13 protein-coding genes and 1 riboswitch are annotated in these 12191 nt (G+C 72.2%); of the genes, 8 read left to right on the top strand and 5 right to left on the bottom strand.

Annotated elements, in window-relative coordinates; translation table 11 throughout:
- Window positions 1-24 precede the first annotated feature (24 nt).
- Window positions 25-657, bottom strand: coding sequence for a class II aldolase/adducin family protein (locus ACFYVJ_RS31645; protein ID WP_388898861.1), 633 nt, complete (start codon window positions 655-657; stop codon window positions 25-27).
- A gap of 160 nt (window positions 658-817) precedes the next feature.
- On the opposite strand from ACFYVJ_RS31645, the gene ACFYVJ_RS31640 reads away from it, so the two are divergent.
- Genes ACFYVJ_RS31640 through ACFYVJ_RS31630 form a run of 3 tightly spaced genes read left to right on the top strand, consistent with a single transcriptional unit; the run spans window position 818 to window position 3839 of the window.
- Window positions 818-2038 carry an anion permease gene (locus ACFYVJ_RS31640; protein ID WP_388898858.1) on the top strand — a complete coding sequence of 407 codons (1221 nt, stop codon included), beginning with the start codon at window positions 818-820 and terminating at the stop codon, window positions 2036-2038.
- 32 nt (window positions 2039-2070) lie between these two features.
- Window positions 2071-2313: a hypothetical protein gene (locus ACFYVJ_RS31635; protein ID WP_388898855.1), complete on the top strand. Its 243-nt coding sequence runs from the start codon at window positions 2071-2073 to the stop codon at window positions 2311-2313.
- Window positions 2310-3839 (top strand): cobyric acid synthase, encoded by a 1530-nt coding sequence (locus ACFYVJ_RS31630; protein ID WP_388898852.1) that lies wholly within the window; start codon window positions 2310-2312, stop codon window positions 3837-3839. Before ACFYVJ_RS31635 ends, ACFYVJ_RS31630 begins: the two co-directional genes overlap by 4 nt.
- Before the next feature lie 260 nt (window positions 3840-4099).
- Here the strand turns inward: ACFYVJ_RS31630 and ACFYVJ_RS31625 are convergent, their stop codons facing one another.
- Both ACFYVJ_RS31625 and ACFYVJ_RS31620 read right to left on the bottom strand, forming a co-directional pair.
- A complete protein-coding gene (locus tag ACFYVJ_RS31625; protein WP_388898850.1) occupies window positions 4100-5077 on the bottom strand; it encodes an SCO1860 family LAETG-anchored protein in 978 nt (325 codons plus the stop codon).
- A gap of 192 nt (window positions 5078-5269) precedes the next feature.
- Window positions 5270-6361, bottom strand: a complete 1092-nt coding sequence (locus ACFYVJ_RS31620; protein WP_388898847.1) for an amidohydrolase family protein — start codon at window positions 6359-6361, stop codon at window positions 5270-5272.
- 410 nt (window positions 6362-6771) lie between these two features.
- Here ACFYVJ_RS31620 and ectA point away from each other — a divergent pair, with 410 nt between their 5' ends.
- The 4 genes from ectA to thpD all read left to right on the top strand — a co-directional run bounded on the left by ectA (window position 6772) and on the right by thpD (window position 10076).
- The gene (gene ectA / locus ACFYVJ_RS31615; protein ID WP_388898845.1) at window positions 6772-7326 is read left to right on the top strand and encodes a diaminobutyrate acetyltransferase; all 555 of its coding nucleotides are present in this window, start codon (window positions 6772-6774) and stop codon (window positions 7324-7326) included.
- Between the two features lie 56 nt (window positions 7327-7382).
- Window positions 7383-8651, top strand: coding sequence for a diaminobutyrate--2-oxoglutarate transaminase (ectB, locus tag ACFYVJ_RS31610; protein ID WP_388898843.1), 1269 nt, complete (start codon window positions 7383-7385; stop codon window positions 8649-8651).
- 127 nt (window positions 8652-8778) lie between these two features.
- Window positions 8779-9177 (top strand): ectoine synthase, encoded by a 399-nt coding sequence (locus tag ACFYVJ_RS31605; protein WP_101425214.1) that lies wholly within the window; start codon window positions 8779-8781, stop codon window positions 9175-9177.
- A gap of 5 nt (window positions 9178-9182) precedes the next feature.
- Complete coding sequence (gene thpD, locus ACFYVJ_RS31600) at window positions 9183-10076, top strand: ectoine hydroxylase (protein WP_388898841.1); 894 nt, start codon at window positions 9183-9185, stop codon at window positions 10074-10076.
- A gap of 186 nt (window positions 10077-10262) precedes the next feature.
- On the opposite strand, the gene ACFYVJ_RS31595 is transcribed toward thpD, so the two are convergent.
- Both ACFYVJ_RS31595 and ACFYVJ_RS31590 read right to left on the bottom strand, forming a co-directional pair.
- A complete protein-coding gene (locus ACFYVJ_RS31595; protein WP_388898839.1) occupies window positions 10263-10970 on the bottom strand; it encodes a DsbA family protein in 708 nt (235 codons plus the stop codon).
- A gap of 74 nt (window positions 10971-11044) precedes the next feature.
- Window positions 11045-11695 carry a histidine phosphatase family protein gene (locus ACFYVJ_RS31590; RefSeq protein ID WP_388898994.1) on the bottom strand — a complete coding sequence of 217 codons (651 nt, stop codon included), beginning with the start codon at window positions 11693-11695 and terminating at the stop codon, window positions 11045-11047.
- Between the two features lie 122 nt (window positions 11696-11817).
- Window positions 11818-11900, top strand: a riboswitch (cobalamin riboswitch).
- Between the two features lie 59 nt (window positions 11901-11959).
- On the opposite strand from ACFYVJ_RS31590, the gene ACFYVJ_RS31585 reads away from it, so the two are divergent.
- Window positions 11960-12175 carry a CbtB domain-containing protein gene (locus ACFYVJ_RS31585; RefSeq protein ID WP_388898838.1) on the top strand — a complete coding sequence of 72 codons (216 nt, stop codon included), beginning with the start codon at window positions 11960-11962 and terminating at the stop codon, window positions 12173-12175.
- Window positions 12176-12191: the final 16 nt, after the last annotated feature.

Raw genomic sequence — 12191 nt, 5'->3', positions numbered from 1 at the left:
CCCGCCCGGGTCACGGGCGCCGGCTCACCCCTGGCCGTAGCCCTTCAGCTTCTCCGCCACCTCCCCGAGCTGTTCGGCCGACAGCAGCGACGGGCTCAGCCCCGGTACCGAGCGCGCGGCCAGCCACACCCGGCACATCCATTCGAGGTGCGCGGTCCTGTCGTAAGCCTGCGCGAGGCCGGCGCCGTAGGCGACGGTGCCGTGGTTCTGCAGCAGGCAGGCGGACCGCCCGGCGAGCGCCGTCAGCATGCCTGCGGCCAGCTCGGGCGTCCCGTAGAGCGCGTACGGGGCGACGCGCACCGGGCCGCCGAGGGCCGCGGTGGCGTAGTGGACGGTGGGCAGTTCCGGCACCAGCGTGGAGACGGCCGTCGCGTGCACCGCGTGGGTGTGCACGACGGCGCTCGCGTCGGTGTTCCCGTAGACCGCGAGGTGCATGGGCAGCTCGCTCGTCGGCTTGAGCGAGCCGTGCGTCTGCCGCCCCCGCAGGTCGACGGCGACGAGGTCGTCGTCGCCCAACTCCTCGTAGGGAACGCCGGTCGGGGTGATGAGCACATGGTCACCCACCCGTGCGGAGACGTTGCCCGAGGTTCCGACGACCAGCCCTTCGGAGTACATCCGCCGGGCGATCGCCAGCAGCTCACGCCACGCGTGACGCATCTGTATCCTCCCTATGACCTGCGCATGAAGCATTCGGCCGGAGACATTGCGACACCCATTCGCCCTCGTCACCGTCACGTCCGGCCCAGTTCACCTTGTGTTCACTCGGAGTACTTACGTTCCTCACGGCCCCCGACCTTCGAGCGGATTGCTTGGGTACATGGAACACTTCACTCTCATCATCGGAGTCGTCGTAGTCACCGCCCTGGTGTTCGACTTCACGAACGGGTTCCACGACACCGCCAACGCCATGGCCACCACCATCTCCACCGGGGCGCTCAAGCCCAAGACCGCGGTGGCGATGAGCGCAGTCCTCAACCTCGTCGGCGCCTTCCTCTCCGTGGAAGTCGCCAAGACCATCTCCGGCGGCATCATCGACGAAGGGTCCGGCATCCAGCCCGAAGTGATCTTCGCGGGGCTGGTGGGTGCGATCGTCTGGAACCTGCTGACCTGGCTCGCCGGGCTGCCCTCCAGCTCCTCGCACGCCCTCTTCGGCGGACTGATCGGCGCGACCCTCGTCTCCGTCGGCTGGAACGGCGTGCACATGGACGCCATCGTCATGAAGGTCCTCATCCCCGCCATCGCCGCGCCGCTGGTCGCGGGCATCGCCGCCGCCGCCGCGACCCGGCTGACGTACCGGCTGGCCGGCCGCCGCTCCGCGGGCCAGACCGCGAAGGGCTACCGCGCCGGCCAGATCACCTCCGGCGCGCTCGTCTCCCTCGCGCACGGCACCAACGACGCCCAGAAGACGATGGGCGTCATCACCCTGGCCCTGATCACCGGCGGCTCGCTGGCCCCCAACTCCGACCCGCCCACCTGGGTCATCGTCTCCGCCGCCCTGGCCATCGCGCTCGGCACGTACCTCGGCGGCTGGCGCATCATCCGCACCATGGGCAAGGGCCTCACCGACATCCAGCCGCCGCAGGGCTTCTCCGCCCAGACCAGCTCGGCCACGGTGATCCTCGCCTCCTCGCACCTCGGCTTCGCCCTGTCCACCACCCAGGTCTGCTCCGGCTCGATCATGGGCTCCGGCGTGGGCAAGAAGGGCGGCGTGGTGCGCTGGAGCACCGCCGGGCGGATGGTCGCCGCGTGGGGGCTCACCCTGCCGGCCGCGGGGCTGATCGCGGGGGCCTCGGCGTTCCTCGCGGACCGGGGCGACTGGGGCGTGGTGACGGTCGCCATCCTGGGCGTCGCCGCCAGCGCGACGATCTGGGCGGCCTCGCGCCGCGACCGGGTCGACCACTCCAACGTCAACGACGTGGACCCGGTGACCGGACAGCCGGCCGCGGCCGGCGACGGCGGCGCGGACGGCGCCGTGGAGCCGGTGAGCATACCCGCGCCGCGGACCGCGTCGGGCCCCGCCTCCCAGGCCACGGTCTGACGGCCGATCCCGACTGAGACCAAGGAAGCAGCATGGACATCGACTGGGCAGCACTCGGCGAGGTCTTCGGCGTCAGCCTCGTCATGACGGTGGCGCTCGTGGGCCTCTTCACGGTGGGCATCGTCGGCCTCTCCCCGAAGACGGATCCCGACGGCCCCGAGGGCGCCGCGGCGACCGAGACGGCACCCTCCGCCCTGGCCAGGACGGGTGCGTACGTATGCTTCACGCTGTGTGCAGCAGCCGTGGCGTACGGGATCTATCTGATCGTCAAGTGACGGCGCGTGCCGGCGGCCTGCTGGTCGCCGGCACGACGTCGGACGCGGGCAAGAGCGTGGTCACCGCCGGCATCTGCCGGTGGCTGGCCCGGCGCGGCGTCTCCGTCGCGCCGTTCAAGGCGCAGAACATGTCGCTCAACTCGTACGTGACGCGCGAGGGCGCCGAGATCGGGCGGGCCCAGGCCATGCAGGCGGCGGCCGCCCGCACCGAGCCCAGCGCGCTGATGAACCCGGTGCTGCTGAAGCCCGGCGGCGAGGCGCGCAGCCAGGTCGTGGTGCTCGGCCGGCCGGTGGCGGAGCTGAGCGCGGCCGGTTACCACGGGGAGCGGCAGCGGGCGCTGTTCGACACGGTCACGGACTGCCTGGACGAGCTGCGGCGCGCGTACGACGTGGTGATCTGCGAGGGCGCGGGCAGCCCGGCGGAGATCAACCTGCGGCACAGCGACATCGTCAACATGGGCCTGGCGCGGGCGGCGCGGCTGCCCGTCGTGGTCGTCGGGGACATCGACAGGGGCGGGGTCTTCGCGTCGTTCTTCGGCACCACCGCGCTGCTGAGCGCGGCGGACCAGGGCCTGGTCGCGGGCTATCTGGTGAACAAGTTCCGCGGTGACGTCTCCCTGCTGGAGCCGGGGCTGTCGATGCTGCGCGGGCTGACCGGGCGGCAGACCCTGGGGGTGCTGCCGTACCGGCACGGGCTGGGCATCGACGAGGAGGACGGGCTGCGGCTCTCGCTGCGCGGCCTGATACGCGAGCTGCCCGCCGAGCCGCCGCACGGGGCGGAGGTGCTGCGGGTCGCGGTGGTGCCGGTGCCGCTGATGTCGAACTTCACCGACGTGGACGCGCTGGCCGCGGAGCCGGGCGTCGCGGTGCAGTTCACCGACCGGCCGGAGGAACTGGCGGAGGCGGACCTGGTGGTGCTGCCGGGGACGCGGGGCACGATACGGGCGCTCGCGTGGCTGCGGGAGCGGGGCCTGGACGCGGCGGTGGCGCGCCGGGCGGCGCAGGGGCGGCCGGTGCTGGGCATCTGCGGCGGGTTCCAGATGCTGGCGGAGCGGATCGGCGACGCGGAGGGTGTGGAGGCGCGGCCCGCGCAGTCGGTGGCCGGGCTGGGACTGCTGCCGGTACGGGTGGAGTTCGCCGCCCGCAAGACGCTGGGCCGGCCGGCGGGCACGGCGCTGGGCGAGCCGGTGGACGGGTACGAGATCCACCACGGGGTGGCGGACGTACGGGGCGGGGAGCCGTTCCTCGCCGGGTGCCGGGTGGGTCAGGTGTGGGGGACGCACTGGCACGGCGCCCTGGAGAACGACGGCTTCCGGCGGGCGTTCCTGCGGCAGGTGGCGGCGGACGCGGGCCGGGCGTTCGTACCGGCGCCCGACACGTCCTTCGCGGGCCTGCGGGAGGAGCAGTTGGAGAGGCTGGGCGACCTGATCGAGGAGCACGCGGACACCAAGGCCCTGCTGCGCCTGATCGAGTCGGGCGCGCCCGGCGACCTGCCGTTCCTGCCGCCCGGCGCGCCGACGGGCTGACGGGCTGACGGGCTGACGGGCTGACGGGCTGACGGGCTGACGGGCTGACGGGGGCACGCTGCGGCCGCGTTCGAGAGGCGTGGTGCCCGCCGCGGCCGGTGACTTCTTCAACCTCGTGGTACGCGCCAGGGCGCCCGCGGTCGCGGCGGCCGAAGCGGATGGGTGTCCCCTTCAGCGGTCCCGCCGACGCCGGCGGGCGCCCCCGGACCGCCCGTACCGGTAGCGCGCGGAGGCCGTGCACGCACCGGTACGGGCGGGGCTCAGGACCTGGCGCGCAGGCGGGCCAGCACCAGGCCGCTCAGGCCGAGGCCGACGAGCAGGGCGGCGCCGCCGACCAGGTAGGGGGTCGTCGAGCTGCCGCCCGTTTCGGCGAGTTGCTGCTCGGGGGCGGGGTCAGTGGCGTCGGCGGGCCGCTCGTCCTGGACCGGCTCGGCGTCGCCCTGCGGGCGCTCGCCAGGCTCTTCCGCCGGGTCCGTACCGCCGCCGGCCGGCGTCTCGCACGCCGCCTCGACCAGCGTCACCTCGCCCTCCACCTCGGCGACGTTCAGCTTCAGCGGGTTCACCGACACCCGCAGCCGCAGCGCCGCGGCACTGGCCGTCGACTTCGTGGTCTCCGTCTGCGAGAACCCGAGCGACACCTCTCCGACACCCGGCACCGCGACCACCGTGGGCTCGCCGCCCACGGTGACCGTGACGCGCTTGCCCAGGACCGTGACGGAGCCGAGGGTGTGGGACTCCGCCTTCGGCTTCTCCCCCACCGCGCAGACGGCCTTCGACGTCACCTCCTCGACCTTGATGAGCGAGAGCGCAGGCAGCCCGGGGACGTGCACCTCCGCGCGGGCGAGGTTCGACGACGCCTCGGCGCCGTCCGCGTCCACGGTGGCGTCCGCGGTGGCGACTTCGGCGCGCGCGATGTTCACCGCCCGAGGTCCTTCCGGGTGTTCGTCGCCCTCGGAGGCCGCGAGGCCGTCGACCCGGACGTCGAGCGCGGTCTTGTCCGCGGCGCCCGAGTCCCGGCCCGCGGCGGGCACGCGGACCTCGTTGAGCGTGGAAAGCACCGGCACCTGCACGGTCTTGTCGAGCAGGGAGACGTCGAGGTCGGCGCGGAGCACGGAGGCGCCCGCCGAGCCCGTACGGGCCGGAGCGCCGCCGTCGGCATCGTCGGCGTGCCCGGGTGCGGCGAGGAACAGGGCGGGGCCGACGGTCAGCGCGGCCGCCGTGACGGCGGTCGCGGGCATGCGAAACAGGCAGGACAAACGGGACAAGGAACAAACCCCCCACGGGTTTTCGTACGTCGGATCGTCAACTGCCCCGCCATGCTTACGCACTCAGGGTGACGCGACGGACACTCTGCGCTCGTTCACCCCTTCGGGGGAATCAGTTCACGGAAGTCGCCCCGCACCCCCCGCTCCTCTGCTCTCAGCGGGTGCTCAGCCGACGACCCGGCCCCGCAGGACGATCCGCCGCGGCGCCGTCAACACCCGTACGTCGGCCAGCGGATCGGCCTCGTACACCACGAGATCCGCGGGCGCGCCCTCCTCCAGACCCGGCCGCCCGAGCCACTCCCGCGCGCCCCACGCCGCCGCCGAGACGGCGTCCGCGACCGGGATCCCGGCGGCGACCAGTTCGCCCACCTCCTGCCCGACCAGGCCGTGCGCCAGCGAGCCGCCGGCGTCGGTGCCCGCGTAGACGGGGATGCCGGCTTCGTAGGCGGCGCGCACGGTGGCGTACCGGCGGTCGTGCAGCCGGCGCATGTGGTCCGCCCAGCGCGGGAACTTGGCCTGACCGCCCGCCGCCAGCTCCGGGAACGTCGCGATGTTGACGAGCGTGGGCACGATGGCGACGCCGCGCTCGGCGAAGAGCGGCACGGTCTCCTCGGTGAGGCCCGTGGCGTGCTCGATGCAGTCGATGCCCGCCTCGACCAGGTCACGCAGCGAGTCCTCGGCGAAGCAGTGGGCGGTCACGCGGGCGCCGTGGCGGTGCGCCTCGGCGATCGCGGGGGCCAGCGCCTCGCGCGGCCAGCAGGGGGTGAGGTCGCCGGCCTCGCGGTCGATCCAGTCGCCGACGAGCTTGACCCAGCCGTCGCCCCTGCGCGCCTCGCGGGCGACGTACGCGACGAGGTCGTCCGGCTCGATCTCGTGGGCGTAGTTGCGGATGTAGCGGCGGGTACGGGCGATGTGGCGGCCGGCGCGGACGAGCCGCGGCAGGTCGTCGCGGTCGTCGATCCACCGGGTGTCGGCGGCGGAGCCCGCGTCGCGCAGCAGCAGGGCTCCGGCCTCGCGCTCGGTGCGGGCCTGCTTCTCGCTGGTGGCGTCGTCCACCGCGCCGTGCGCGTCGAGCCCGACGTGGCAGTGGGCGTCGACGAGCCCGGGCAGCGCCCAGCCCTCGATGTCGACGACCTCACGGGCGGCGGCGGGTGGCGTGAAGGTGACGCGCCCGCCCACCACCCACAGCTCGTCGCGGACTTCCTCGCGGCCGGTCAGCACCCGGCCCCTCACGCGCAGCACCGGGCTCTCGCTCATGCGGGGCACCTTAGCCAACGGCCGGCCGCGGCGATCTCCCGGGCGTACCACAGCCGCCTTCACGCGAAGGAACGAACACGGGGGGTGAGGCATTGACGTATGTTTAACGGCAGTTTATCGTCGCCTCCGCGAAGTGATTTTCCCGTCTTCTTCTGCCCGCTTCCCGGTCGGATAAACCAGGTAATTTTTCGGCCAGTCAACCTTCTCAATCCGGACAGCGGCCGGAGTCGTTATCAATACGTTACATTTCCGGCTTAGGTGCCCAGTCACCCCGGGAATTCAATGATATATCGGGGCATATCCCCTTCGGTTCGCGCGCTCGCGCGTGCCCGCGGATAACACAGCTACGTCCCTTTTGTAACCCCTATCGGCCGTGCGATTTCAATTTCCCCTAGGTAAATTCAATCTGCATGACTGCCGCACAAGCAGACCTAGCAGGCCCCCCCGATAAACCCCGCACGGCGGCTGCAGACGAGGCCGGTGTCCGGCTGGACACCCCGCGAATCGAGGACGGCGCCGCAATCTGGCGCATCGCACGCGACTCCGGTTCGCTGGACCTCAACTCGTCGTACAGCTACCTCCTCTGGTGTCGCGACTTCGCCGACACCAGCGTCGTGGCACGGGACTCGGACGGCGCCCCGGTCGGCTTCGTCACCGGCTATATCCGGCCCGCGCGGCCGGAGACCCTCGTCGTGTGGCAGATCGCCGTGGACGCCGCGTTCCGCGGCCGCGGTCTGGCCGGCGCGCTCCTCGACGGGCTGACCGAGCGGGCGCTGGCGGACCGCGGCATACGCCGCCTCGAAACGACCATCACGCCGGACAACTCCGCCTCCGACCAGCTCTTCCGCTCGTACGCGCGCCGCCACGGCGCCGGCGTCGACCGCGGCGTGCTGTTCCACGGCGAGCACTTCCCGGACGGGCACGAGCCCGAGCTGCTGTACCGCATCGGCCCGCTCGCGGGCTGAGCCGCACCGACCCATTCGCACCCCCCGCACACCGGATCATCTCCCAGGAGAACGCTGTGACCATCACACCGCCCGCCCTGAGCGTCTTCGAGACCCTGGAGTCGGAGGTGCGCAGCTACTGCCGTGGCTGGCCCGCGGTCTTCGACCGGGCCCAGGGCAGCTATCTGTACGACGAGGACGGCCACACCTACCTCGACTTCTTCGCCGGCGCCGGATCCCTCAACTACGGCCACAACAACGCCGTGCTCAAGCGCGCCCTGCTCGACTACCTGGAGCGCGACGGCATCGTCCACGGCCTGGACATGGCCACCACCGCCAAGCGCGCGTTCCTGGAGACCTTCCAGAACGTCGTGCTGCGCCCGCGCGACCTGCCGTACAAGGTCATGTTCCCGGGGCCGACGGGCACCAACGCCGTCGAGGCCGCGCTGAAGCTGGCCCGCAAGGTCAAGGGCCGCGAGGCGATCGTCTCGTTCACGAACGCCTTCCACGGAATGTCGCTCGGCTCGCTCGCCGTCACCGGCAACGCGTTCAAGCGCGCCGGCGCCGGCATCCCGCTGGTGCACGGCACCCCCATGCCGTTCGACAACTACCTCGACGGCCAGGTCCCGGACTTCCTGTGGTTCGAGCGGCTGCTGGAGGACCAGGGCTCCGGGCTCAACAAGCCCGCCGCCGTCATCGTCGAGACCATCCAGGGCGAGGGCGGCATCAACGTAGCCCGCGCCGAGTGGCTCCGCGGCCTCGCCGAGCTGTGCAAACGCCGCGACATGCTGCTCATCGTCGACGACATCCAGATGGGCTGCGGCCGCACCGGCGGCTTCTTCTCCTTCGAGGACGCGGGGATCACGCCCGACATCGTCACGCTCTCCAAGTCGATCAGCGGCTACGGGCTGCCGATGTCGCTCACGCTCTTCAAGCCGGAGCTGGACATCTGGGAGCCGGGCGAGCACAACGGCACCTTCCGCGGCCACAACCCGGCCTTCGTCACCGCCACCGCGGCGCTCGACACGTACTGGGCCGACGGCCAGATGGAGAAGCAGACCCTCGCCCGCGGCCAGCAGATCGAGCAGGCGCTGGTCGCGATCTGCGCGGAGCACGCCGACGCGGACGCCACGTACCGCGGCCGCGGCATGGTGTGGGGGCTGGAGTTCCCCGACCCGGCGCGCGCCGCGCGTGTCTGCCGGCGCGCCTTCGAGCTGGGACTCATCCTGGAGACCTCCGGGCCGCAGAGCGAGGTCGTCAAGCTGCTGCCGGCGCTGACGACGACGCCCGACGACCTGGACGAGGGGCTGCGCACGCTGGCCCGGGCGGTCCGCGAGACCACCTGACGGCCGGGGTGCGACCCCCGCCCGTACGCGCGGGGGCAGTCCCCGTCGCGTACGGGCAGGCGCGTACCCGCCGGCAGACAAACGGCAGCGCCGCCGACCGATCCCGAGAGAGAGGCACAGAGGCACCGTGATCGTCCGATCCTTCAAGGAGCTTGAGGGCACCGACCGGCACATCAAGTCCGCGTCGGGCACCTGGGAGAGCAAGCGCATCGTGCTCGCGAAGGAGCGCGTCGGCTTCTCCCTCCACGAGACCGTGCTCTACGCGGGCACCGAGACGTCCATGTGGTACGCGAACCACATAGAGGCCGTCGTCTGCGTCGAGGGCGAAGCCGAACTCACCAACGACGAGACCGGCGAGAAGCACGCCATCACGCCGGGGACGATGTACCTGCTGGACGGGCACGAGAAGCACACGATGCGGATCAAGCAGGACTTCCGCTGCATCTGTGTCTTCAACCCGCCGGTCACGGGCCGCGAGGACCACGATGAGAACGGCGTGTACCCGCTGCTGACTGAGGAGGACTGAGAACCATGGCCAGCCCGACTGTCACCGACCTCTACCCGACGCGCGGCGCCGAAGAAGTGAGCACGCCCCGTCAGGACCCGGTGGTCTGGTCGGAACCGGGTGCCGACGGGCCCATCCCGCCCTGGGAGCTGGAGGGCTACGAGCGCAACGGCTACCTGACGGTCGACCAACTGATCACTCCGGAGGAGGTGGAGACGTACAAGGCCGAGCTGGACCGGCTCACCAGCGACCCGGAGGTCCGCGCCGACGAGCGCTCGATCATCGAGGCGGGCACGCAGGCCGTACGCTCCATCTTCGAGATCCACAAGATCAGCGACGTCTTCGGCAAGCTGGTACGCGACGAGCGCGTCCTGGAACGGGCGCGGCAGATCCTCGGCTCCGACGTCTACATCCACCAGAGCCGGATCAACATCAAGCCCGGGTTCGGCGCCAGCGGCTTCTACTGGCACTCGGACTTCGAGACCTGGCACGCCGAGGACGGCCTGCCGAACATGCGGACCGTGTCGGTCTCGATCGCGCTGACGGAGAACTACGAGACCAACGGCGGTCTCATGATCATGCCGGGGTCGCACAAGACGTTCCTCGGCTGCGCGGGTGCCACGCCGAAGGACAACTACAAGAAGTCGCTCCAGATGCAGGACGCCGGCACGCCGTCGGACGGGGCGCTGACGGAGATGGCGGAGGCGCACGGCATCAAGCTGTTCACCGGCGCGGCCGGTGGTGCGACCTGGTTCGACTGCAACTGCATGCACGGCTCGGGCGACAACATCACGCCGTACGCGCGCAGCAACGTTTTCCTTGTGTTCAACAGCGTGGAGAACGCCGCGGTGGAGCCGTTCGCGGCGCCGGTGCGGCGGCCGGACTTCATCGGCGCGCGGGACTTCACGCCGGTGCGGTGACGCGGAGCGCCGGGGCCGTGGCGTACGTCCGCGGACCCGCGGGGATGTGACACCGGGACGGTGCCGCGCCCCCCGCCCGGAGGTTTCCGGGCGGGGGGCGCGGCGGTGTTCCGGGGGCCGCCTGCTCTGCGGGGCGGCCGGCCTGCTTGTGGGCGAGGGCGCGGCCGGCTTCCGCCGGGCGGTCCGCTACGGGACGTCGCAGGCGTCGTCGTCGGCGCAGACGGCGCCGTCGTCGCCCGTACCCGCGACGGTCTGCAGCCCGCCCGCGGCGGCCGCCTGCTCCAGGGCCTGCGTGAAGACCTGCGCCGGCTGCCCGCCGGAGACGGCGAAGCGGCGGTCGATGACGAAGAACGGCACCCCGTTGGCGCCCAGCTCGGCGGCCTCCTTCTCGTCGGCGCGTACCGCGTCGGCGTAGGCGTTCTCGTCCGCGAGCACCTTGCGCACCTCGTCGGCGTCGAGGCCGGCGCCGGCGGCGATGTCGACGATCGTGTCGTCCTCGCTGATGGGGCGGGCCTCGGCGAAGTTGGCGGTGTAGAACGCGTCGAGGAGTTCGTCCTGAAGGCCGCGCTCCTTGGCGAGGTGCAGGACGCGGTGCAGGTCGAAGGTCCCGGTGACGAACCGGTCGTGGCGCATGCCGAGCCCCTCGGCCGCGGCGGCGGCGCCGACCCGGTCCTCCATCGCCTTGAGCTGCGCGTCGTCCCAGCCGTACTTGGCCTTCAGCTCGGGGCCGAGGGCCTGCCGGCCGTTGCGCGGGGCGCCGGCGGAGAGCTCGAAGGAGCGGTGCACCACTTCGACGTCGTCCCGTCCCGCGAAGGCGGCGAGGCCCTTCTCGAACCGGGCCTTGCCGATGTAGCACCAGGGGCAGATGACGTCGGACCAGATCTCTACACGCATGACGGCGGAAACGGACGGGGCGGTGGTGGGTATTCCCGGGGGCGGGGTCGGGGCGCCGGGTCAGGGGGCCGGGGTCAGGGGTCCGGGGTGAGGGGGATGCCGCAGCGGAGGTTCCAGCGGCCGGCGCGGCCGGTCAGCTCGGTGCGGGTCAGGGGCGGTACGTCGAGGCGCCAGAAGGCGGCGGAGGGCAGGTCGAGGGCGTGCACGACGGCGGCGCGGACGGCGGCGGGCTCGGCGACGGCGACGACGCGGTGGGCGGGGGCGGTGCCGTTCGCACTGTCCGTCCCGTCAGTGCTCTGCGTTCCTGCCGTTCCTGCTGTTCCTGCCGTTCCCGACGGGCCGGTCAGGCCGTCGAGCCATACGCCCACCCGTCCCCGCAACTGCAGCAGCGACTCCCCGCCGTGCGGCGCCGCCGCCGGGTCCGTCAGCCAGGCCCGTACCGCCTCGCCCTCCGCCGCCGCCAGCTCCTCCAGCCCCCGCCCGCGCCAGCGGCCGACGTCCCAGTCCGCCAGCTCCGCCTCCGGCTCCGCCGCGAGCCCCAGCGCGTCGGCCGTCTGCCGGCAGCGGACCGACGGCGCGGCGTACGCCGGCGTGTGCGTACGCAGCGAAGCCGCCGCGTGGGCGCCCGCGCGCTCCGCCGCGCGTCGACCCGCCGCGTCCAGCGGTTCGTCCGCGCCGAACACCGCGTGCCGCAGCTCGGCGTTGACCGCCGGCGTGACGAGCATCACCCGGACCGTCACCAGCCGTCTCACCTGCCCCTTCCGTGTTCCGACCGGCGGACGCCTTATGGCCGCCGACCCGCAGGCGACGGTATCGTCACCTCGTCAACCGAAGACGACGGCGCAACGGAAGCCCGGTGAGATTCCGGCACGGCCGCGCCACTGTGAGCCGGACGACGCCCCGCGCGGGGCGGAGTTCGGTGAGTCAGACCCGCACCGTCGTGAGCAGCTCCACCGGATGGGACGCGTGATCCCCGGGAGGTTTCCGCCATGGCTCAGTCGGCCGTGTCACCCAAGACAGACTCTCTCATCACCCCTGTCCCGCTGAAGACCCTCGCCCCATGGGCGCTGTTCGGCGGGATCCTGATGCTCGTTCTGCTGTACTTCGTCGGCGCCGAACAGGGTGCCGTGTCCGTGGTGTCGGGCGAGGGCGTGCACGAGTGGTTGCACGACGGCCGGCACCTGCTGGGCTTCCCCTGCCACTGAGCGGGGGGATCTCGGT

Source organism: Streptomyces sp. NPDC004134 (assembly GCF_042874195.1).
GTDB lineage: Bacteria > Actinomycetota > Actinomycetes > Streptomycetales > Streptomycetaceae > Streptomyces.
The sequence above is the reverse complement of the archived record's forward strand: the minus strand, read 5'-3'. Positions and strand labels throughout refer to the sequence as shown.